The following is a 22,088-nucleotide window of genomic DNA, read 5'->3' on the forward strand; positions in this document are numbered from 1 at the left end:
GTTGCTACAATTCCGCTTCCTCCGTAGGTGGGATAGCAAAGTATGCCTATTTTCATTTATTTTTGGGGTTTTGATGTTGTAAATTTTAGAATTTACACCTTTATTTTACAATTGCTGGAATGAGATCCATTCCCATTCCTGCCTTCAAAGTATCATTTACCAGAACAGGAAGTCTGCCTTGGATTTTTGTTTTTCCGTTGAATGCATCGGCTGTTGCGTTCATCGAGTCTTCATTGTTTTCATACGAAACCAGAACGGTAGAAACTTTAGAAATATCAATATCCTTCAATGCATAAGCACTTCCGAAAACATTTAAAATTACATTTTGGTTTTTCGTAAGATCGGATAATACTTTTTTTGAAGCGTCTGAGATTTTATATGGTTTGTAAGCCGTGGAATTATCTTTATGGAAACCGACAATTACTGTAGAATTTGCAGGAATCGTAGCAATTTCATCAGCTTTTTTAATCGTAATATTTGATCCTAAACGATTGGCAAATGTCTGATAAGGAGCTTCTTCCAATGGAACATAATAGATTTGTTTTCCGTTTAATGGGAGCAGTTTTTTTTCATCCTTCAGTAAAGTGATGGCATTGGCATATAAATTCTGAACTAAAGTTTTGTGAGAGTCGTTATTTAAGTCTGTATTAATATTTTCAGGATTTTTAGGAGTGTATTTATCAAGTCCTAAAAAATATTTGGTTAAAAGGATCTTTTTTACACTTTCTTCCACTCGGGATTGCGAAATTTCTCCGCTTTCAATAGCCTTCTGAATTAATTTTTTTCCTTCTGCAACACCCTGAGAAAACAACATAATATCGTTACCTGCTTTAAAAGCCATCGCATCGAGTTCTCCGGGTTTGTATCTATTCGCAACAGCGCCCATATTAAGAGCATCGGTAATAATTAACCCTTTGTATCCAAGCTTATTTTTCAACAGTCCGGTGATGATGTTTTTAGAAACGGAAGCAGGAATTCCTTTGGTGGTTTCCAATGCAGGAACATATAAATGAGCCACCATAACACCGCCGATTCCCTGATTGATAAGAGCTTTGTAAGGTGCTAATTCAACAGCGTTAAGACGGTCTAAATTGTGAGCAATTAAAGGAAGATCCGCATGAGAATCTGTGCTTGTATCTCCATGTCCCGGAAAATGCTTAATTGCCGCTAAAATATTATTATTCTGAAGTCCGTCTGCATAAGCTGATGCAGAATTTACCACGTTGTTTACTTCCGATCCGAAGCTTCTGTTTCCGATAATAGGGTTGTTGGGATTAGTATTTACATCCACAACCGGCGCAAAATCCCAGTTGATGCCCATTCGGTGACAGTCTTCCGCAATTTTAGCCGACATTTTTTCAATTAAACTTTTATCCTGAATAGCTCCTAAAGTCATTGCCCACGGAAATTTATGTGCGGTTGCAATTCTCTGGTACAATCCCCATTCCGCATCCATCCCGATCATTAGAGGGACTTTAGATTTCTGCTGAAATTCATTTACCAGCGTAATTTCTCTTGCTGCATCGTCCTGCATTAGAATCAGTCCTCCAATTTTGTCATTGGTGACGATATTTCTTACTTTTTCAATTTCACTTTCTCCTCTGTTGGTGTAAAGTGCCACAATGAAAAGCTGTCCAAGTTTTTCGTCCTGAGAAAGGTTCTTATAGGTTTTGTCAACCCATTGGCTTGCCTTTTTCAGATCGTCTTTTGAAATGTTTTTAGGCTGATATTGAGCTGATATTTTTGAGCTTGAGAATATGAAAATGAAAAGTGAACTGTAAATAAGTTTCTTCATAATTTTTGAATAAGAACAAAAATACAATTAAAAAAATCATGAAAACAATGTTTTTGTAATTTTTGGTATATGATTTGAATACGGATTATAAATAATAAACAACTAAACTTTTATAAAATGAAAAAAATTCTTCCAATCTTAATAATGGCTTTTGTAAGCTTATTTATATTCAGCTGCGATAATAGTAATGATACTGTTACTCAGGATAATGATACGTATTCTAAGATGCGTGATGTTACCGGCAGTTTTACTTCCGCAAACAGTTATGCCTTCACACAGGGTATCAATATACAAAGCACAGATGTAGTTTTAGTTTACAGAAATTTAGGTGCTGCATGGCAGTTAATTCCTAAAATGGAATATATTCCTAATTCAACGGGAATGCCTACCAACAGAGAGTTTCAGTACAATTTTGTTTTTGACAGTCAAAATGTACAAATCAGAATTGATGATGAGAACTTCAATCTTGCAACAGGTTTAACCACTGCGGAAGCCAATCAGTATTTAAACAATCAGAAATTCAGAATTGTTTTAGTTCCTGCAAGCGGTTCAAAAAATTCAGGTGTTAATTATGAAGACTATAACAGTGTAGTTAAATATTATAATCTTGATGACTCTAAAGTAATCAACACCGTGGTTACAAAATAAGAATATATCTTTTCAGTTTTTTATAATTACAAAAAAGCTCCGGAAGAAATTCCGGAGCTTTGCTTTTTTTATATAATTATTTTACTTGTCATTATCATCAAGAAGATGACCGAAATAATCTTTTTTTGTCTGCAAATATCCTTTACTGATCTCGTTTGCAGGAATCTGCAAAGGGACCCTTGAGTTGAGATGGATATTACTTTCTGTTACATATTTTACCTTTTCAGGATTATTGGTAAGCAGATTGATATCTTTTACCCCCAATAAATTCAGGATTTCAATAGCCACACCAAAGTTTCTGTCGTCTGCAGGAAGCCCGAGTTTTAAATTCGCTTCTACGGTATCAAAACCTTTTTCCTGTAAAGAGTATGCTTTTAATTTATTGATGATCCCGATATTTCTACCTTCCTGTCGAAGATAAATAATAATTCCTCCATTTTCATGGATGTATTTCATGGCAGCATCTAATTGCTGGCCGCATTCACATTTTTTGGAATGGAAAACTTCTCCGGTAATGCATTCTGAGTGAAAACGAACGTTTACAGGTTTGGAAAAATCCGTATTTTCCGCAACAATTGCCATATGAGGCATCCAGTCGTTTTCGTTTTCAGAGAGCGCGATCATTCGGAACGTTCCGTATTCCGTTGGAACATTGGATTCCGCCTGAATTTTAATCATTAATTCCCAATTAGTTTTTTAATTTCTTTTTACAGAATCTTCTATTGCAGAAATGTTGGTTTTTAATCTTACCAAATATCTGTTGAGAACTTCGTTATCGTCCTCTTTAAGATTTTGTCTGAGCTTCTGAATTTTTTTATAGGATTTTTCAAAGTCTTTTATCGCTCTGTTCTTTCCCTGAAGATTTCCGGCGTCTATTGCATACAGATAATTCTGAAGACTGTATTTCAACGTAGTAATTTCTGTATTTAAAGCGGTAATCTTAAACTGTGGAAAAGTAGCAATAAGATTGGATATTTCGGAAGCATTTACATTATCACGAACATTAATTTCGATGCTGTTTTTGTCTCCTTTATCGGAATCTGAACCTTTTGTTTCGCTATAAAAACTGTTAGACAACGGAGAAAAATTCTGTTTTTCCGTTGCACAGGAAGACGTTATAATTAGTAATACTCCAAAAAAAATTAGTCGTTTCATTTTTGCTGCCCCTTTTGATAAAGGATTGGGTTAAGACTTTCATCATTGTACATTTTCATTTGTTTGTACACTTTCATCTTAACATTTCCGTTCTCGATATCAGCAAGCAACTGATTGATGGAAGTAGAAAGATCTTCATGCTGCGTAAGAAGAACATCCAGTTTAGCCCTGCAGGCAGCTCTGTGTTCTTCAGAAGCCGATTCTCTGTGTGCTTCCTGCGACATATGATAAACCTTTAATGCCAGAATTGATAATCTGTCTACCGCCCAGGCGATTGTTTCAGTATTAATTTTTGCATCAGGTTTAGGAGTAATATTTTCAAACTTTTTAAGAAACCAGCTGTCTATAAATTCTACCAGATCAGTTCTTTTCTGATTGGAAGCGTCAATAGTTCTTTTTAATTGAAGAGCTTCAGCGGGATCTATATTTTCATCTCTAATTATATCTTCCAAATGCCATTGAACGGTGTCAATCCAGTTTTTAGCATACAAAATCCGTTCCAAAGTATCCTTTTCGAACGGGTTGTTAATTAGAGTGTTAACGTCATCAGACACGTGATAGTCTTCAATAGCCTGATTGAAGACTTTCCATGCAGTCTCAGTAAAATTCATTGAATGTAAAGAATTTTTAGTTGCTCGAAGAGTTGTTGTTTGTTGTTTTGTTTTCAGAACCGGGTTTGTCCTCTTCTTTTACAGCATCTTTAAATTCTTTGATACCAGAACCTACACCTCTCATCAATTCAGGGATTTTTTTACCTCCGAAAAGAAGAAGCAGGATGATCGCTACGATCAAAATATGTTGCCAAGATAATGACAGTATTGTTAATGTATTCATTTCTAAAATTTTTACAAAGTTAGTCTTTTTTTAATAAGAAACCCAACCTAATGGATCCACCGGAGTACTTCCGTTCCATACCTGAAAATCAAGGGTATAGGTTCCGTCAAAATCCTGTCCTACAACGCCCACCGGTGTTCCTGCGGAAACCTGTTGTCCTTTGGAAACACTTACAGCGGAAAGGTTGGAATAGATGGTAAAATAATTTCCGTGTCTTAACATTACGGTTTTTGTTCCGTCGCTGTTTGCCAATACCGAAGATACGGTTCCCGGAAATACAGATTTTGCTCTGGTTCCGGATGGAACGGAAATTTTAATTCCGTTATTTTCTTCATCAATATTTTTAAATACCGGATGCGGATGTCTTCCGAAACGGTGGGTAATCTGTCCGACTCTGTCAGCAGGATATCCCAATCGTCCTTTACTGTCTGCGAAATTGCTTCCTGCTACAGTTGTAACGCCATAGCTTGTCATAGCCTTGCTTTCCGCAGCTTTTTTATCATCTTCTTTTTTCTTTGCCAAAGCGGCTTCCGCAGCTCTTGCGGCTGTCAATTTGTCGGATGCTTCTTTCGCCTTCGCTGCGGCCTCGTCAGATGCTTTTTTTGCAGCTATTTTTCTGGCTTCATCTCTTGCTGTAGCTTCAGAACGGGCTGCTTCTTCATTACGTTTTCTCTCTTCTTCCGCTCTTTTTTCGGCTAATTCCCTTGTTTTTCTTGCTTCAACTTCTGCTGCTAATCTTTCTTTCTCCAGCGCTTCTGCTCTTGCTTTTGCTTCTGCTTCAATTCTTGCTTTTTCTCTTTCCGCAGCTATTTTTGCCAAACGGATTTTCTCAGCTTCAGCTTTTTTTCTTGCCTCCTCCTCAGCTTTGGCAATTCGGATTTCTTCGGCGATAATGCTTCTGATCTGTCCTTCCAGAGCTTTCGACTGAGTCTGCTTTTGTCTTAGTTCAGCAGTAAGTTTGGATTCATTTTTCTTGAATTCTGCAACAAGTTGCTCTTTTTGAGCTCTTTCTGCATTTATCGTTGTTAAATCTTTTTGCTGACTAACCAATAAATTGGCTTTTTCTTTTACAGAGTTTTGTCTTCTGGCAATCGTCTGCTTTATTTTTTCTGCGGCATTGGTAATTTCAGCCGCTTTTTTATCCTGATAATCAGAGTATTGTTTTAAATACTGTACTCTTCGGATTGCTTCTCCCAGATTTTTAGCTGAAAGGATGAACGTAACCTTGTTCTGCACTCCTTTATTTTTGTAGGCATTTACCAAAACTTTAGCATAGTTGTCTCTTAAGACTTTTAGCTCTTTATTCTGGCGGTTAATTTCCAACTGACGAAGATAGATATCGTCTTCAATAAATCTTTTTTCCTTTTGGGTATTGGTATAAACTTTTTCTCTTAAAGCCAGTTTTTTGTTCACATTATCAAGGTAAGCGACAGAAAGTTTAGATTCTGTTCTTGTCTTTGCCAGATCTGTATTTATTTGTGCAATTTGTTTTTTAAGTTCGGCATTTTGCTTCTGCAACTGCTCTTTTTTCAGATTCTGCCCATGGTGGAATCCGAACAGTAACATACCTATTAAAAAGCTAAATTTTTTAATCATTGAATCTCGATTTTCTTATAACTAGATGGTACAGAATAAGGTGTTTCCATCCTCGAAAAGTCAAATTTCGTATTTTCTATTAAAATCTGGCTGTTTTTACTTCCTTTTATAATTATTTTAACATTTTTTGGCAACTTTACATTATTCGGCTGAAGCTCCCAATCACTATATACGATCTGCATGGCATCATTGGATTTAGCATCCCTTAAATTTACCGTGGTAAGATCAAAATCGTCCGAATATTGCATCATAATTTTATACTCCCTTTCAATATTTTCTGTAGAAATTTTGAGGTTGGAAATGGATTCTACCAAGTAGCCGTCGTTGTTTTTTACAATTTTAGCATTTCTGTCGCTTAAAGTGAAAAACGTTCTCCCTTCTAAAAGTTTTTCAAGATTTTTATAATCAATAAAGTTAACATTAAGAAGATTATTTAAATACTCAAAATCCGAATCAATGTAATTTTTGTTGTATTTGTCCATCGCCTTGATTCCTTCCGGAGTAATTAAAGCTCTTGCCGCATTGAAAAACAGGAAGTCTATTCTGGACCAGATTTTTTTATCGGTTTCAATATAAATAATGGCATCCAGCGGACTTACTTTAATATTGTCTGCAGTTATTTTACTGGTTATTTTAAGATAATCGAACTGCGGGTGAAGATAGATTTTCTGGTAGAAATCCATCCTGTCTCCAACATGATTTTCCTTCTTATCCGGATCCTGTACATCATTTACAGCAAGACTGTCAATATTCTGATTTTGCTGCATGGCTGTTTTTCTGGATTTACAGTTGAAAAGAAATAATGTTAAAATAAGTAATGGAAGCCACTTTTTCATGCCGGAAAATTTGATAAATTGTTGCAATATTAACGCCAAACCACACAAAACATTTTGTGTGGCTTGAAGATAATTTATTTATGGTAATATTTTATATTTTCAAAAAATTATTTAGATAAAAAATCCAGAACCGAATAGTCTCCTAAAGAAATTTCCCTTGCAACACCGAAATACTGTGCAGAATTACCAATCATGGAATTGGAAAGATTTCCGTGGTTGATTCTTGTATTTTCCTGAATCAGAGAATTTTCTATATTTGAATTAACGATGATGGTGTTGTTTCCCAAAGAAACTCCGGGACCCACTTTTGAGTTTGAAATTTTTACATTTTCCCCGATAAAGCAAGGCTGAATAATTAAAGAGTTTTCGATTTGAGCAGAAGCCGGAAAATGAGACATTGCATCTCTTTCATATTCCAGAATTTTACTGTTGGTTTCTACGGTTGCATTTTTGTTTCCGCAATCCATCCAGTCGTTTACTTTTCCAAGCGTGAATTTTGCACCTTTTGTTCTCAGGTTTTCCAATGCTGTGGTTAGCTGATATTCACCTCCGTTTTTAATATCATTGTCCATGATATAATTGATTTCATCCATCAGTTTTTCGGCACTGTTGAAATAATAAATACCGATAATGGCAAGATCCGAAACGAAAGTCTGAGGTTTTTCCACAAAATCTGTAATGAAGCCGTAGTTATCTAATTTCACTACTCCAAAAGCAGAAGGATCTTCTACACTTTTTACCCAGATTACTCCATCTGAATTTTTATCTAAAACAAAATCTGCTCGGAATAATGTATCTGCGAAAGCAATTACCACATCTCCCGTCATCGACTGTTCTGCACATTTAATGGCATGAGCCGTTCCAAGCGGATCATTCTGATAGTAAATACTTCCTTTTGCTCCCAGTTTTTCGGCAATCTGAATAAGAGATTTTTCAATCTCCGGACCAAAATCTCCGATGATAAAAGCTACTTCTTCAATGGTTTCTCCCGCAACTTTAGCAATATCTTCCACCAATCTCTGTACGATCGGTTTTCCTGCGATCGGAATAAGAGGTTTTGGTACAGTCAGTGTATGTGGACGTAATCTGGAACCGCGTCCAGCCATAGGAACAATGATTTTCATAAATGATATAAATATGTTTTTTTTTGTTATTTCTAATTTTTTATAAAGATAGCAATAAAACCGTTGAGTGTGGTATTGTTGCCAATAGTTTCAATGTTTTTGTATGATGTTATGCAGAAACCGTTATAAGCAAATCCGGAGCCCGTTTATCTTTTGATTTTTGATAATAGCATTTCTTTTTCGGAATAGATTAAAATGCCGGTAAAAATGATAAATAAGGCATTACTCATTAAAATATTATAATTGAAATATTTAACGATAATAAAGCTGAAAAAGCCTAATAATATAAGGAAGAATGACATTTTTTTCATTCTGTAAGGGATAGGATAAAATTTTTGACCGAGTAAATAAGATATAATCATCATCATAACATAGGCTCCGAAAGTTGCCCATGCAGAACCAAGCATACTGTGATAATATTTAAGTGCCAAAAGATTCAGGGTTATATTTATTCCGGCTCCCAGCCATGAAATAATGGTTCCTACACTGGTTTTATCCGTTACTTTATACCAGGTTGAAAAATTATAGTAAATTCCGAAACAAAGATTTGCAACCACAATAATAGGAATAATATTTATCGCAATCCAGTAAGATTTATTAGGGATAAATACGCTTTTCAGCCAGGAAATATTGGCGATGATTCCTAAAGCAACCACACAGGCAAAAAATGCAAAATATTCGGCTACTTTAGCATAGGTTTTTTTAGCGTCTCCTTTATCCATTTGTTTAAAAAAGAAAGGCTCGATTCCCATTCTGTAAGCGGTTACAAATAATGTCATTAATACAGCTAATTTGTAGCATCCTCCATAAGCTCCTGCTTCTTCATCGGAAATAAGACCTCTTTGAACAGATTTATCAAAATTTTCATTGACCATAAAAGCAAGACCAGCCAGCATCAACGGAAATGAATATTTAATCATTCTGCTAAATAAAGAAGTCACAAACTGAAATCTTACCTTTAATATAATAGGAAAAAGCAATAAAAATCCTAAGGCACTTCCTGCTAAATTACTGAAAAAGGGAAAGTCTACATTTTGATCCAATCCAAAGCTTTTAGATACACTTTCTGGGATCCAGAAGAATAATGCCGCTGTGAAAATTGCCTGAAATACAGATTGTACAATTCTTACCGCAGAGTATTTTATCGGTTTATTATGGAAACGCAGCCATGCAAAAGGAATCACCAAAAGATTATCAAAAAAAGCAATCAGCGCAAACCACCGTATGTATTCCGGATTGTTGTGATAACCTGCATAATCTGCAATCGGCTGATTGAATAAATAACATAAAGCTAAAAAAAGGCTGGAAGTTGAAAATAAAAACCAGAATGAGGTGTTAAATGTTTTTTTCTCATTGTCTTCTTCGGCAGAAAAGCGGAAATAGGCAGTTTCAAAACCAAAAGAAAGGATAATATTTACAAAAGAAATCCATGCATAAAGCTGGGTGAAAATTGCAAAACCTTCGTTGGGAATTTTGTAGATTAAAAGTGGATTTAGGATGAATAGAATAATTCTTGGCGCTATTGCTCCAATTCCATAGATAATTGTTTGTCCTAATAATTTCTTATACAAAGTGTGAAATTTTTATGCAAATGTAAATATTTAGAAATTGATTTTTTATCAGCCGCATTAAAATTCATTCATAAACCTTAATTTTGAAGAACTTTGTCAAAGTTTAAAACTTTGACAAAGTTGGAAGCATGGCTCCATCTCTAATTTGTAAAAAAAGTAAAAATGAAAACCTTAATCAAAAATGTAAAAATCGTTAACGAGGGGAAGATCGTTGAAGGTGATGTTTTAATGGATAACGATTTAATTTCTAAAATAGATTCACAAATTTCCGAAGAAGCAGACCAGATTATTGATGGGGAAGGAAAATATCTTTTACCGGGAGTCATTGATGATCAGGTGCATTTTCGTGAACCGGGATTAACGCATAAAGGCGATATTGAAACAGAATCCAGAGCAGCCATTGCAGGAGGAACAACCAGTTTTATCGAACAGCCCAATACTGTTCCGAATGCGGTAACACAGGAGTTGTTGGCTGATAAATATGAAATTGCCTCTCAGAAATCTTACGCCAATTACGGTTTCATGATGGGCGGAACCAATGATAATCTGGAAGAAGTTTTAAAAACCAATCCAAGAAATGTTCCCGGAATTAAATTGTTTTTAGGTTCCTCCACCGGAAATATGCTGGTTGATAATCCTGAAACGCTGGAAAAAATCTTCAGCAATACAAAAATGCTGATTGCCGTTCATTGTGAAGACGAAGCAACCATCAAAGCAAATACTCAAAAATATCTGGATGAGTACGGAGAAGATATTCCTGTGAAGTTCCATCATCTGATCAGAAGTGAAGAAGCTTGTTATAAATCCTCTTCGAAAGCCATCGAGTTAGCAAAAAAAACAGGGGCAAGACTTCATGTTTTCCACTTATCGACTGCGAAGGAAGCAGAACTTTTCAGAAATGATATTCCTTTAAAATATAAAAAAATCACAGCGGAAGTTTGTGTTCATCACCTGACTTTCACCAACGAAGATTACGAAACAAAAGGCGGATTGATCAAATGGAATCCTGCCGTAAAAACCCAAAAAGACAAAGACGGACTTTGGGAAGCATTACTGGATGACAGAATTGATGTGATTGCAACGGATCATGCGCCTCACACTTGGGAAGAAAAACAGAATGTGTATACAAAATGTCCTTCCGGAGCACCTTTGGTACAGCATTCTTTGGTCGTAATGTTAGAAAATTACAAAAACGGAAAAATTTCTTTAGAGAGAATTGTTGAGAAAATGGCTCATAACCCTGCCATTTTATTCAGAATTGAAAAAAGAGGTTTCATAAGAGAAGGGTATAAAGCAGATCTTGTTTTGGTTGATTTAAACGAAAACTGGACGGTGGAAAAAGACAATATTCTTTACAAATGCGGCTGGAGCCCGTTGGAAGGGATGAATTTCCATTCTAAAGTCACCCACACTTTTGTCAATGGAAATCTGGTTTACGAAAACGGAAAGATCAATGAACAGAAATTCGGGGAGCGTTTGCTTTTTGAAGTTGAGTGATAAATATAAAATATAACGATATCAATAGAGCGGACTTTAGTCCGCTTTTTCCATTTTAAAACGGAAAATGGCTTTAGCCGAAACTTGGCAACAAAAAAATCCTTGTTAAAGTTTAAAACATCAACAAGGATCAATTTACTAACAGTCGTTAAAAATTAGTCAATACGAATATCCTCAATTGCTTTTTCCAAAGAAGTTTCCATAATTCCGGGAATAGATAAGCCTTCAGCACGCACTACACTCACGTCCGAAACTCCGTAAAAACTAAAAATATTCTTTACATAAGGAACATTAGAGTCAAAAATCTGATATGGACCTTCGGAATAAATATTTCCGGATGTAAAAGCAATGTACAGTTTTTTGTTTTGCAGTAAACCCTGAGGTCCATTTTCACTGTATTTAAAAGTATATCCTGCCCGCGAAGTGAAATCAAAATAAGCTCTTAAAGTTGCCGGAACAGAAAGATTATACATAGGGGAATCAACAACAATGATGTCTGCTTCCTGTAACTCCGCAATCAGTCCTTCTGAATATCTGCTCATTTCAGATTGCTCTTCAGAATAGTTTTCTGCCGGAGAAAAAAATGTATTAATGTGTTTTTCTTCCAGAAACGGAACATGGTCTTTAGCAAGATCACGTTCTTTTATAACAGCATCTGTGTATTTTGCCTTAATTTTCTCTACAACGGCATTTCCCAGTTTTCTGCTTGCCGACAGTTCAGCTCTCGGACTTGAGATGATATGAAGTATATTTTTCATTATTAAAATGTTAAAATTTCTTTAGCAAAATTATGTACATTTGCTTATCAAAAGTTAGCAGTATACAAAAGGTTAGCGGTAACTTTTGGGTTAGTTACCATCTGTTTTATGGAAAATACACTCGAATTTGAAGGTCCTGCTACAGCGCAGGCCTGTTCAGAAAATCTTTCCGCCGTTGAAGATGCAATCTATGTAATCGGTGGAAAATGGAAACTGAAAATCATTATTGTCTTGCAGGATAAAGGGAATATAAGATTCAACGATCTTCAGAGAAATATCCCCGGAATTTCGGCAAGGGTTCTTTCAAACGAATTAAAAGATCTCGAACTGAATGGTTTCGTAAAAAGAGTAGTGCATGCAGAGCAGACTCCGGTTATCGTAGAATATATCTCAACAGATTACAGCAGAACCCTGAAACCCGTTATTATTGCGCTTTCGCAGTGGGGAAAGACGCATAAACGAAAGATTAAAGAAGATTTTTAAATTTTAAATAAAATGTTTGTTTTAAATTAAAATTTGCACCTTTGTGATTAACCAGAAACAAAAATCATTTCTCTGAAAAGCGAAAACCAATCCCATGAAGATTCTCAATGGAAATATTTTCTTCACCGGAAAAAACTTTTCGCAGTCTTGAAATAAAAACATCAAGGCTTCTTCCCATAAAATAATCATCATCGCCCCAGACTGCTTTCAGGATATCCTGTCGTTTGAGAACAATATTTTTATTACGGATAAAAAATAGCAACAGTTCAGATTCTCTCTGAGTAAGTGTTACTTTGCTGTCAGAATTTTGTAAAGTGTAATTGTTCGGATCAAAATCATATTTTCCGACTCTGTATTTTGTTGGTGCAGATTCTTTTTTCTTAGATCTTCTCAGGAAGACTTCAATTTTAAGAATGAGCTCTTCAATGCTGAAAGGTTTTACCAGATAATCATCCGCTCCGATTTTCAGTCCTTTAATGCGGTCTTCTTTCAATGCTTTGGCAGAAATAAAAATAATGGGAATTTCAGCATCTTTTTCCCTGATATGCTGTGCAACCTCAAAACCGTTCATTTCCGGCATCATGATATCTAAAAGACAGATGTCGAAACATTCTCTGTTAAAAGCATCCAAAGCCGATTTTCCGTCAGAATAGCAGGAAATATCGTAATGATTTTCCAGACTGTCCTGAATGAGGAAAGCGATGGTTTTGTCGTCTTCGGCGTAGAGAATTTTAGATTTTTCCATGATTACACATATTCTTTACAATGGCAGAAACAGGGTGGTGGTAATTCCTTTATCATTGTTGTTTTCAACAGAAATCTTCCAGTTATGCTGCTGAACCACTTTTTTTACGTAAAAAAGTCCCAGTCCGAAACCATTTACCTCATCGCTTTTTGAAGTGTTTACCCTGTAAAATTTATCAAAAATATGAGGCAGGTTTTTCGCAGGAATCCCGATTCCGTTGTCTTTAAACTTTAAATATAAACCTTTTGCGTCATTTAAGGAAGAAATAATGATTTTAGGCTGGGTTTCGCAGTATTTTATAGAATTGTCCAGAATATTGTAAATGATATTGCTGAAATGAAATTCATCGGCTATAACGGAAATGTTTTCATCAATAGATAATTCAATTGAAATATTTTCATTTTTCTGCTTTACAGTTTCTGCAATGTCCTGAATAAAAGGTTTTAAAATAATTCTCTGCGGTTTCAGAGACAATCCTGAAGCATCATTTTTGGCAATATTCAGAATTTTTTCAATATGATTATTCAGTTTATGGCTCTGATCCGTAATGATGGATGTGTAGGTTTGTAATTTGGGATTTTCTTTGATCTGTTCCTGCTTGGTTAAAGCTTCTGAAGCCAGCAAAATTGATGAAAGAGGAGTTTTGAATTCATGCGTCATATTATTGATGAAATCTCTCTGCAGTTCCGAGAATTTTTTCTGCTGAATAATCGTATAAATGGAATATACATACACCAGAAGAATGATGATCAGGGCAAAAGTAAGAACATACCAGAAGCGTAAAGAGCTGATAAGATAGGTGGTTTTATCCGGAAAACGGATGGAGAAATAATACACCAGATTTTTATGCTTCGGAAATTTAATCACTTTTTCATTCGGGCTTTCCTGATGTTGGGATACGAATTTTCCGTAAATCATCTGGTCGCTGTGGCAGTTGTATAACGCATAAACATAATCTGTATTAATTTGAAAACGTGTGAATTCAGTTTTCAGGTAATGTTCAAGCAGTTCAGGATGGAATTCATTATTGATATTTACCACATAATAATCATTGGAAATGTTCTGAACGGGGCTTTCGGTAAAGGAAGTTTTTCCGCCGGAAAGCTTTTCAACCACTTCCAGTAAAGCAATGTTTACAGTCTGATTGAATTTTTTGTCTTCAAGGTTATAAGCCTGTCGTGTCCATAAAAGCTGTGCTATCAGAATTCCGATAATAGCAACAAAACCAAGCGTTATAATAATATTGAGTTTCTTTATTTCCATTTACAGGAACAATAATATCCAAAAATATCTATTAATTTCTGATCGTTAACAACTTATTAACAAATGTTTGAGACCGCTTAACAGGATTAATACAAATATTCATCTTACATTTGTGAAAACAAAAATAAATCGGTTCTTTTTAATTATTAAAATTTATACTCATGAAAAATTTAAAAATTTCAGCATTATTAGCTGTTTTGGCATTTTCACCGTTTTTTGCAAATACACTTCCAACTGACAATAATCCGGTTGTAAGAATTCTTGCAGATGTTACATGGAAATCAGAATCTATTGATGTTGGAAATATTCCTCAGGGAAAACCAAAAACCATCAGATTCGAATTTACAAATACTTCAAAGAAGCCTATCATTATCGAAAATGTAGCGCCTTCTTGCGGATGTACAACTGCGGATTATACAAAAACGCCTATTCTTCCGGGTAAAAAAGGATTTGTAGAAGCTAGCTACAACGCTGCAGCAGCGGGTCCGTTCATGAAAACAGTGAATGTTACCACAAGCGACAGCAAAACTCCAAAGACTCTTTCTTTTAAAGGTACAGTTGTTGCTTCTTAATCTGAATAAATTTAATCTTGTTCAATATAAAAACAGCCTGACAATTTTTGTCAGGCTGTTTTTGATTTAAATTGAATTATTTTGAAACTTTTATTTTAGAAATTCTATAAAAATTTTAACGGTGCGAAACAATAATTTTTCTGCTGATCTCTTCAGAATCTGTATTAATTTTCAACATATAATTTCCTTCAGGAATTCCCGAAACATTAATTTCAATACGGTTGGACATTGGTTTTTCCGAAGAGCTGTGAATTACCCTTCCGCTCATATCCATTAACTGATATCTTATATTTCCCGATGTTCTGTTTTCAAATTCCACATAAACAAACTGGCTTGCCGGAACCGGATAAATCTTAATTCCTTTATCTGAAACCACATTCGATGTTCCCAAAGTTGAACATACTGCATTGGCTTTTTGAGAATTTTTAATCACATCCACTTTTTGATTTCCCGTAACGTAATAATCAAGTTCCGAAGTAATCATCAGACTTGTGCTTGCTCCAAGCCAGTCCTGAAGAAGAGAGGCAAAAATCTGCCGGTAATCATATCTTCTTTCACTCTGATTATAGTAAAAACTTGTCTGATTCGTAAATACGGGATGATCTCCCAAAATTCCCGCGGCGGCGGCATTTCCAATGACGAAAAACGGAGCAAGATCTCCATGATCGGTTCCGATACTTCCGTTTTCACGAACCTGTCTCCCGAATTCACTGAAGGTAACCGTCATAATTTTATCTGCAATTCCCAGTTGCTGAATATCATCCTGAAATGCAGCAACAGAATTGGAAATGTCAGCCAAGAGATTCGCGTGGTTTCCCAAATGTGTACTTCCGGTCTGTACCTGGCTTACGTGGGTATCGAATCCGCTTAAATTAACCTGAAAAATTTTTGTCTTGCTTCCTCCTTTAATCATTCTTGCCACCGTTTTCAGTTGTTTTCCCAGCGATGAATTAGGATAAGTGGTTGTGGAATTATTTCCGGCATTAAAGACCTGCATCACTCTGTCATAATAAGCGTCCATACTTGTAGCAATTCCTTTTATATAATCCAAAAGGTCATTATATTCAGAATTTATTAAATTGAGATTACTGAATACACTCGACTGAAATCCCGTCATATTATATTCAATATTCTTTTCCGTTGTATGTTCATAAAACAGACATGGGTTGAGGTTTCCCATTTGTATGGCGAGCGGATCAGGATTCAGGGTCGTAGGATTTCCGGCAAGTCCCGGATACAATGCGCCGAGATATCTTCCGAAAATACCGTCGAGCAGATCATTACTTGCTGTACCGTCTTTTCCCGCGAACATAAGATTTTCTGACCGGAAATGCGAATAATTCGGGTTCGGATAGCCAACTCCGTTCATTAAAAGCAATTTGCCTGAATCATATAAACTTTTGAAACCCGTCATGGAAGGATTAAGTCCTACAAGTTTGCCGGAAGATACCGTACTGTCTAACGGAATATAGCTTCCGGTTCCTGAACTAGCAATTTTTATGTTGGGACGCAGAGCGGCATACGTACTGTACTGGCTGATCGGGATTACTGTATTAAGACCGTCATTCGCTCCTGCAAGTCTTAAAATAACCAGAGAACGGTCATTAACCGTATCACAGTTAAGCTGAAAATCCAAAAACTGATTCATAAACCTCGAAGGCATTCCGTTGAGATAAAATGGCGCTCCCACACCTGCAAGAGATATTAATTTTAAAAAATCTTTTCTGTTCATGGTCTTAAATTGTTTGGAATTCAGGAGATTTAATGATGGCTTTTACCAGCCTGTCTATCGGGATTTTTACATTATTGGAATTTCCTGTATTAATGTAATTATTCCATTCGTTCTGCCAGTTTATAGGACTTAGATTGCTTAGGAAAACACTTTTAAAATAATCGTAGCGCGTGCCGTCCGGAACTTCCACAAACATCATCTGAAGAAATTCTGTTATCAGCGTATTTGCATTTCCCGGGTTTGAAAAATAGCCGCTGTCTTTTACGAAGGATGCATTATTCAGTTTAAATGTGAAGCCGTTGTAAGTAAGACCGTTGATGAAATAATCTATTGTATTGTTGTAACGAATTCTCAGGGATGAAGTGGTAATCCAGTTTTTATCATAATTCGGGCTGCTGTAATATCCTGCATATCCGTTTACCGATTGCGGATTGAAGACAGGCATTCCCATATTGGAAGAAAAATTACCAACTACGCTCATGAGACTGTGTATTGCAGAAGCATTTACTTCATACATTGGAACCTGAAGGCTGAGAAGCGAAAACATATGAAGATACAGCTCTACAGGATTTCTTACCATGTTTCCAATGGTTTGATCTCCCGTGATGCTGTCTTCTTCGTCATAAAAATGTTTACTTTTCAGAAGAGTGGTAAGCGCAGGGATAATGTTGTAATTGTCTGCTTTAAGAGATGCTGCCAAAGGAACAATGATGCCGTTTTCTATTTCAGGAGTAATTAATCTTCCCACAAAATAGCGATACATTCTTCTGCAGTATGCTTTTGCCGTTTCATCCTGATTAAAAATCATGTTGATGAAATTCTGAAGCTCCGTTTTAATCGTTGCTTCTGTGTTTCCTCCCGAAATTGCCTGATTTCCGAAAGCTGACGAAAAAGTTTTGGTTCCTGTATCGTGCGTGTTAACTTTTACCTGACCTGTCGGAATATTCGTTACCGGATCCAGAGACGTAAGTCTCGCCGTTTTATCCAGATGAACCGATGAAGTCAGGGAGAATCCTGTTAAAACTCTTGCTGCCTGTTGTACATCTGTTTCCGTGTAATTGGTATAATTTCCCGTAGCAATCTGCGGTCCTTTTAAAATCGTAAACAATTCCAGAAACTCTCTTGCGTAATTTTGATTGGGACTTGTACTCAGATTCACATTGTTGTTCAGGAAAATAAGCATTCTCGGATTCTGCGTTATTCTGAATGCCAGTTCTTTAAGACTTCCATTCGCATGAAACCTGAGAAGTTCCTTATAATCGTAATTCGTCCAGAAAGAAGCATTATCATCCGTTACAAAAAGAACATGAAGAAAATAAGCAATTTTGTGTTGTGCAGAAGAATCCTTCAAAGCACTGTAAAGCCACCAATAAAGATCATTCCTCACGCTGTTTGCCGTACTTTGTGTATCGGTAATCGTAGGATTTGCAGCAGTGGGAACAATCGTTTCACCCACGTTATTAAGCGGAGAAGGCGGAACAGGATTGCTGAACGTAAATAACTCTGCAAGCGCCTGCTGTGGAGTTTTGGCCGCAAAATCCAGAATCTTTGCTTTCGTAATATTGTAAGTGGTGCGTCTGAGAAGATGATAAGCATTCGAAAATCCCAGCACAGTAGTTTTAGGAGTAAGACTTGGCATAATTATGCTTTATTTTGAACAAATGTACAATTTTAATGAATTAAATATAATGTTTTAATGAAATTATAGAGATTAAATTTAGTAAACATTGAAAATATTTTGTTATTGATTTTGTGGTAGGCTGAATCTGCTTTTTTCTGCATTCTATATCCTGCATAGCTTTTTACGCTGCGGAAATAAATATTTATATTAAATTTACTCATCTATTAAATAACTAAATTATGAGTCTTTATACACAGCCGATGCTTCGTGAAGGAGCTTTAAAAGATAAAGTAGCCATTGTAACAGGAGGAGGGAGCGGTCTCGGAAAAGCAATGACCAGATATTTTCTTGAGTTAGGCGCAAAAGTAGTCATCACGTCCAGAAACCTTGAAAAACTACAGGGAACTGCAAAAGAACTGGAAGAAGAAACAGGCGGAAAAGTTCTTTGCGTTGCATGTGACGTAAGAAACTGGGATGAGGTAGAAGCCATGAAAGAAGCTGCGTTAAAAGAATTCGGAAAAATTGATATCCTTCTTAATAATGCTGCCGGAAACTTCATTTCTCCTACAGAAAGACTCACCCATTCTGCTTTTGACTCTATTCTGGATATTGTATTAAAAGGAACAAAAAACTGTACCCTTTCCGTTGGAAAACACTGGATCGATTCCAAAACTTCGGGAACAGTGTTAAATATCGTAACAACTTATGCATGGACAGGTTCTGCTTATGTCGTTCCTTCGGCTTGTGCAAAAGCGGGTGTTTTGGCAATGACGAGATCTTTGGCGGTGGAATGGGCAAAATACGGAATCCGTTTCAATGCCATTGCTCCGGGACCATTTCCTACAAAAGGAGCATGGGACAGATTGCTTCCGGGAAATCTGCAGGAAAAATTTGACATGAGAAAGAAAGTTCCTTTAAGAAGGGTAGGAGAACATCAGGAACTGGCAAATCTTGCCGCTTACTTAGTTTCAGATTATTCAGCTTATATGAATGGCGAAGTGGTAACCATCGATGGCGGAGAATGGTTGCAGGGAGCAGGTGAATTTAACATGTTAGAAGATATTCCGCAGGAAATGTGGGATGCGCTGGAAGCTATGATTAAAGCTAAAAAATCAAATTGATTTTAATGTAACGCAAAGATTTTTTTTGAAAGCATATTATTTTTAGAAGGCAAAGGCAAATAAAATTTGCTTCACGAAGCTTGAAAAACAGAGCTTCAGTAAATCAACTCGCTGATTAATCTTTGCTCACTTATATATAAAGTATTAAAATAAGACTTTGCGTTAAAAATTCTACATAAAGTTTAAAATATTTAAAAATCAGATATAGTACAATCGAAGATTTTTAAAAACTTATGTGGTTTTTTTGCATAAATACAATCAACTCAAGATAACTAAATTGATAATATCTTTTGTTGTTTAAAATTTACAAACCCTTTAAACAAAGCAAAAAGTAGATTCTCGATGGGGAATCTACTTTTTTTTATTTGGGTGATTTTACGGTTGAAGTTTAGGTGAATTACTGAGATATCTCGTTACACACGACTATAAATTTGCAGTATCAATTTTTAATAACCTAAACAACAAAACATGGAAACATTAAAGTCGGTGTTGGAAGCAAACCACACCAAGAAAACAAAAAGTGAATTAATTGATTTATTAACAGGACTGGAAAAATCTTTAAGTCCCGCAGTTTACGAAAAAGTTTCAGGAATTGAAACATCAGAACTTTCTTCTCTTTCTAACAAAGAATTGGTAAGCATTATTGAAGACTTCAAGAAAAATTACGATGAGAAGTGGGAAAAATCTTTCGCAGCCGTTTCTTCAGAAATCATGAAAATGATGGCAGGAAGAATGGCGGCAGACGACCAGGTTTTCAAAACTTCAGGAGCCGAAAGTGCAGATTTTGCAGCAGAATTGGGAAGCATCGATTTTGCAACCATCATCGGAGGTCCGTTGGATGCGTGTGTAAAAGCACAGTCGAACGCATCAATCAGTACCGTCAATTTCATCAAAGAAGTAGGATTCGAGCAGGATGGAAGCGACAGCAAACTTCGTATGGCGGAATTCAAGTACAAAAAAATGGGACCAAACCCAGATTTTGATCCGGCAGAACCCGAAAGTTCCACCAATCCTAAAGAAACAATGAACGATGTTGAAATTTCAGTTCCTTTCATTGCATTATTAAATGTTCCGAGCTTCAGAATTGAAACCTGCGAAGTGGATTTCAATGTAAAATTAAATTCTACCTATACAAAAGATGTAAGCGATGAATTCGGGATCAGTGCGGGCGCTTCAGGAGGTTTCGGACCTGTGAAATTCAAAGTGGACGTTTCTTACAAAAGAACTTCAGCCACAGGAATTAAAGTGGAAAAAGAATATTCTCTGGGCGTAAAAGTAAGAGCAACCAACGACGAAATGCCTGCAGGATTGGAAAAAGTTTTAGGATTACTCGCACAATAAAAACCCTTTACGAGAAATGATTAAATTATCAGATTACCTGGATTATCTCAACAACGAGATAATTCAGGCTCGTAAAAAAGCAGACGAAAATGCGGTAATGATCGCAAAAGAATATGCTAAACACGAGTATTTAAAGTTTTTTAAAGTCCCGAGATATTCGCTTCCGAGTGTAAAGATGGATATTCCCATCAAAATCACGGATATTGATGCAGATTCGAAGTACAATTTCAAGTACAGCGAAGATCAGCTTGTGGAAGATGTTAACCAAAAAATCCGTCTTGCCAATAAAGAGAAAAATCTCAACATGACGGAGATCAGCAAAAAACAGCTTCAGACCAAAGAATTTACCCGTCTTTTTAAAGCGCTTGAAGCCGGAGATCAGAAATTTGGTAAAAAACCTTCTGTGGAATTGCTTAAAGTTGATCTCAGACAGAATGTGAAAAGTTTAAATTCCGGAATTTTCCGCGTACAGGAAGGAAACGGCGAAGCGGAAGTGAACGAAATGAAAGAAATTTTCACCAGTGCTTTGCTGAACAGATTTAGCCTCGTGAATTCTAAAATCAACAATATTTACATCGATCCCAATACCAACTCTGCGGAAGATAAAGACAAGCTTTTCGTCAATCTTCATGTGGAAATGGAAGACGAAGGAATCAGAATCGTCTCTTTTAAAGACAAAGACGGCAAAGAAGTCGAACAGATAATTTTTGAGTAATGCAGGAACTCGTTCATCATACGATACAGAAAATTCAGGAACTGCTGGAACATTTTAATAAAGTTCAGGAGCTTTATCTGTCGAAGTCTTTCGATTTTGATGCGCAGTTTGAGGAATTTCTCTATGAATTTTTAGATTACCTGAAAACCAAAGGAAATACTACGTACGAATCCGAAGTTTTAAAGGTTATGAACATGATTTCCACGGTAAAAAGAGGATTTAATCCTGTTCAGATGGAGAAAATAACTTCGGGAAAACGTGAGCTGACTTGGGGATTTTCATTCAGTGCAATGGAAAGTGTCCACAAATTTTTAATGGAAATGTACACCAAAGAGCATAAAAAACTGGATGAAGCAGAAGAAATTTTATCAGGATTAATTGTTTCTCTCTATCAAAACGGAATACTGAACGACGAAATCGTGAAAAGTCTCGCCAATGTACCAAAAATTGAAGACTTCTGGAATTCTTTAATCAAACAAAACACTCAGATTGCCGGAATCAATAAAAAACTGAGATTACAGATGATCTCGGAAGACATTTACCTACTTCTTGAAAAAGTTCTTTTAAAATTAAACTAATCTGTAATAATTTAAAATCTCTGTGTTTGTTAATTTAAGTGAAATCGAAGATTCGACGTAGTCAAACACCTTTGTGAGCCTTAAAAACAATTAATTGTAAAAA

At 36.0% G+C, this 22,088-nt stretch carries 22 protein-coding genes; 8 read left to right on the top strand and 14 right to left on the bottom strand.

Annotation, left to right across the window (positions count from 1 at the left end):
* Positions 1 to 100: 100 nt before the first annotated feature.
* The gene (locus WFK35_RS03700) at positions 101 to 1,795 is read right to left on the bottom strand and encodes a glycoside hydrolase family 3 protein (protein ID WP_336731399.1); all 1,695 of its coding nucleotides are present in this window, start codon (positions 1,793 to 1,795) and stop codon (positions 101 to 103) included.
* A gap of 117 nt (positions 1,796 to 1,912) precedes the next feature.
* Between WFK35_RS03700 and WFK35_RS03705 the strand changes: the two genes are divergently transcribed.
* Positions 1,913 to 2,443: a hypothetical protein gene (locus WFK35_RS03705; RefSeq protein ID WP_214588406.1), complete on the top strand. Its 531-nt coding sequence runs from the start codon at positions 1,913 to 1,915 to the stop codon at positions 2,441 to 2,443.
* Positions 2,444 to 2,524: 81 nt separating this feature from the next.
* On the opposite strand, the gene ribA is transcribed toward WFK35_RS03705, so the two are convergent.
* From ribA to WFK35_RS03745, 8 genes are all read right to left on the bottom strand, one after another.
* On the bottom strand, positions 2,525 to 3,121 hold the full coding sequence (gene ribA / locus WFK35_RS03710; RefSeq protein ID WP_235132971.1) for a GTP cyclohydrolase II: 597 nt from the start codon (positions 3,119 to 3,121) through the stop codon (positions 2,525 to 2,527).
* An 18-nt stretch (positions 3,122 to 3,139) separates the two neighbouring features.
* Positions 3,140 to 3,598 (bottom strand): hypothetical protein, encoded by a 459-nt coding sequence (locus WFK35_RS03715; protein WP_290266497.1) that lies wholly within the window; start codon positions 3,596 to 3,598, stop codon positions 3,140 to 3,142.
* The gene (locus WFK35_RS03720; protein WP_336731401.1) at positions 3,595 to 4,209 is read right to left on the bottom strand and encodes a DUF4254 domain-containing protein; all 615 of its coding nucleotides are present in this window, start codon (positions 4,207 to 4,209) and stop codon (positions 3,595 to 3,597) included. The genes WFK35_RS03715 and WFK35_RS03720 overlap by 4 nt, the downstream gene beginning before the upstream one ends.
* Before the next feature lie 16 nt (positions 4,210 to 4,225).
* Positions 4,226 to 4,432: a twin-arginine translocase TatA/TatE family subunit gene (locus WFK35_RS03725; protein ID WP_042721620.1), complete on the bottom strand. Its 207-nt coding sequence runs from the start codon at positions 4,430 to 4,432 to the stop codon at positions 4,226 to 4,228.
* A gap of 30 nt (positions 4,433 to 4,462) precedes the next feature.
* Positions 4,463 to 6,028 (bottom strand): peptidoglycan DD-metalloendopeptidase family protein, encoded by a 1,566-nt coding sequence (locus WFK35_RS03730; RefSeq protein ID WP_336731402.1) that lies wholly within the window; start codon positions 6,026 to 6,028, stop codon positions 4,463 to 4,465.
* The gene (locus tag WFK35_RS03735) at positions 6,025 to 6,864 is read right to left on the bottom strand and encodes a DUF4292 domain-containing protein (protein WP_336731403.1); all 840 of its coding nucleotides are present in this window, start codon (positions 6,862 to 6,864) and stop codon (positions 6,025 to 6,027) included. Before WFK35_RS03735 ends, WFK35_RS03730 begins: the two co-directional genes overlap by 4 nt.
* 107 nt (positions 6,865 to 6,971) lie before the next feature.
* On the bottom strand, positions 6,972 to 7,988 hold the full coding sequence (locus tag WFK35_RS03740) for a sugar phosphate nucleotidyltransferase (protein WP_076395095.1): 1,017 nt from the start codon (positions 7,986 to 7,988) through the stop codon (positions 6,972 to 6,974).
* Positions 7,989 to 8,134: 146 nt separating this feature from the next.
* Positions 8,135 to 9,559 carry an oligosaccharide flippase family protein gene (locus WFK35_RS03745; RefSeq protein WP_336731404.1) on the bottom strand — a complete coding sequence of 475 codons (1,425 nt, stop codon included), beginning with the start codon at positions 9,557 to 9,559 and terminating at the stop codon, positions 8,135 to 8,137.
* Between the two features lie 162 nt (positions 9,560 to 9,721).
* Here WFK35_RS03745 and WFK35_RS03750 point away from each other — a divergent pair, with 162 nt between their 5' ends.
* Positions 9,722 to 11,056 (top strand): dihydroorotase, encoded by a 1,335-nt coding sequence (locus tag WFK35_RS03750; RefSeq protein ID WP_336731406.1) that lies wholly within the window; start codon positions 9,722 to 9,724, stop codon positions 11,054 to 11,056.
* 155 nt (positions 11,057 to 11,211) lie between these two features.
* Here WFK35_RS03750 and WFK35_RS03755 read toward each other — a convergent pair whose 3' ends face one another.
* Positions 11,212 to 11,814: an FMN-dependent NADH-azoreductase gene (locus tag WFK35_RS03755; protein ID WP_336731408.1), complete on the bottom strand. Its 603-nt coding sequence runs from the start codon at positions 11,812 to 11,814 to the stop codon at positions 11,212 to 11,214.
* Positions 11,815 to 11,922: 108 nt separating this feature from the next.
* Between WFK35_RS03755 and WFK35_RS03760 the strand changes: the two genes are divergently transcribed.
* Positions 11,923 to 12,297, top strand: coding sequence for a winged helix-turn-helix transcriptional regulator (locus tag WFK35_RS03760; protein ID WP_336731410.1), 375 nt, complete (start codon positions 11,923 to 11,925; stop codon positions 12,295 to 12,297).
* Positions 12,298 to 12,361: 64 nt separating this feature from the next.
* Here the strand turns inward: WFK35_RS03760 and WFK35_RS03765 are convergent, their stop codons facing one another.
* Positions 12,362 to 13,042 (bottom strand): response regulator transcription factor, encoded by a 681-nt coding sequence (locus tag WFK35_RS03765; RefSeq protein WP_336731411.1) that lies wholly within the window; start codon positions 13,040 to 13,042, stop codon positions 12,362 to 12,364.
* A 15-nt stretch (positions 13,043 to 13,057) separates the two neighbouring features.
* Positions 13,058 to 14,305, bottom strand: coding sequence for a sensor histidine kinase (locus WFK35_RS03770; RefSeq protein WP_336731412.1), 1,248 nt, complete (start codon positions 14,303 to 14,305; stop codon positions 13,058 to 13,060).
* Positions 14,306 to 14,466: 161 nt separating this feature from the next.
* On the opposite strand from WFK35_RS03770, the gene WFK35_RS03775 reads away from it, so the two are divergent.
* Positions 14,467 to 14,877 (top strand): DUF1573 domain-containing protein, encoded by a 411-nt coding sequence (locus WFK35_RS03775; protein ID WP_076395107.1) that lies wholly within the window; start codon positions 14,467 to 14,469, stop codon positions 14,875 to 14,877.
* Positions 14,878 to 14,992: 115 nt separating this feature from the next.
* Here the strand turns inward: WFK35_RS03775 and WFK35_RS03780 are convergent, their stop codons facing one another.
* Together WFK35_RS03780 and WFK35_RS03785 are read right to left on the bottom strand one after the other, a co-directional pair.
* Positions 14,993 to 16,609 (bottom strand): DUF1501 domain-containing protein, encoded by a 1,617-nt coding sequence (locus WFK35_RS03780; RefSeq protein ID WP_336731413.1) that lies wholly within the window; start codon positions 16,607 to 16,609, stop codon positions 14,993 to 14,995.
* A gap of 4 nt (positions 16,610 to 16,613) precedes the next feature.
* Entirely contained in the window at positions 16,614 to 18,248 is a 1,635-nt protein-coding gene (locus WFK35_RS03785; RefSeq protein WP_336731415.1) for a DUF1800 family protein, read from the bottom strand.
* 221 nt (positions 18,249 to 18,469) lie between these two features.
* On the opposite strand from WFK35_RS03785, the gene WFK35_RS03790 reads away from it, so the two are divergent.
* The 4 genes from WFK35_RS03790 (at position 18,470) to WFK35_RS03805 (ending at position 21,985) form a co-directional block, all read left to right on the top strand.
* The gene (locus WFK35_RS03790; RefSeq protein ID WP_214588421.1) at positions 18,470 to 19,351 is read left to right on the top strand and encodes an SDR family oxidoreductase; all 882 of its coding nucleotides are present in this window, start codon (positions 18,470 to 18,472) and stop codon (positions 19,349 to 19,351) included.
* A 468-nt stretch (positions 19,352 to 19,819) separates the two neighbouring features.
* Positions 19,820 to 20,692: a DUF2589 domain-containing protein gene (locus WFK35_RS03795; RefSeq protein ID WP_271160310.1), complete on the top strand. Its 873-nt coding sequence runs from the start codon at positions 19,820 to 19,822 to the stop codon at positions 20,690 to 20,692.
* 16 nt (positions 20,693 to 20,708) lie between these two features.
* Positions 20,709 to 21,407: a hypothetical protein gene (locus WFK35_RS03800; RefSeq protein WP_336731416.1), complete on the top strand. Its 699-nt coding sequence runs from the start codon at positions 20,709 to 20,711 to the stop codon at positions 21,405 to 21,407.
* Positions 21,407 to 21,985, top strand: coding sequence for a hypothetical protein (locus tag WFK35_RS03805; RefSeq protein ID WP_336731417.1), 579 nt, complete (start codon positions 21,407 to 21,409; stop codon positions 21,983 to 21,985). The genes WFK35_RS03800 and WFK35_RS03805 overlap by 1 nt, the downstream gene beginning before the upstream one ends.
* Positions 21,986 to 22,088 lie beyond the last annotated feature (103 nt).

The sequence above is a fragment of the Chryseobacterium sp. VD8 genome, assembly GCF_037149975.1.
Taxonomy (GTDB): Bacteria; Bacteroidota; Bacteroidia; order Flavobacteriales; family Weeksellaceae; genus Chryseobacterium; species Chryseobacterium indicum.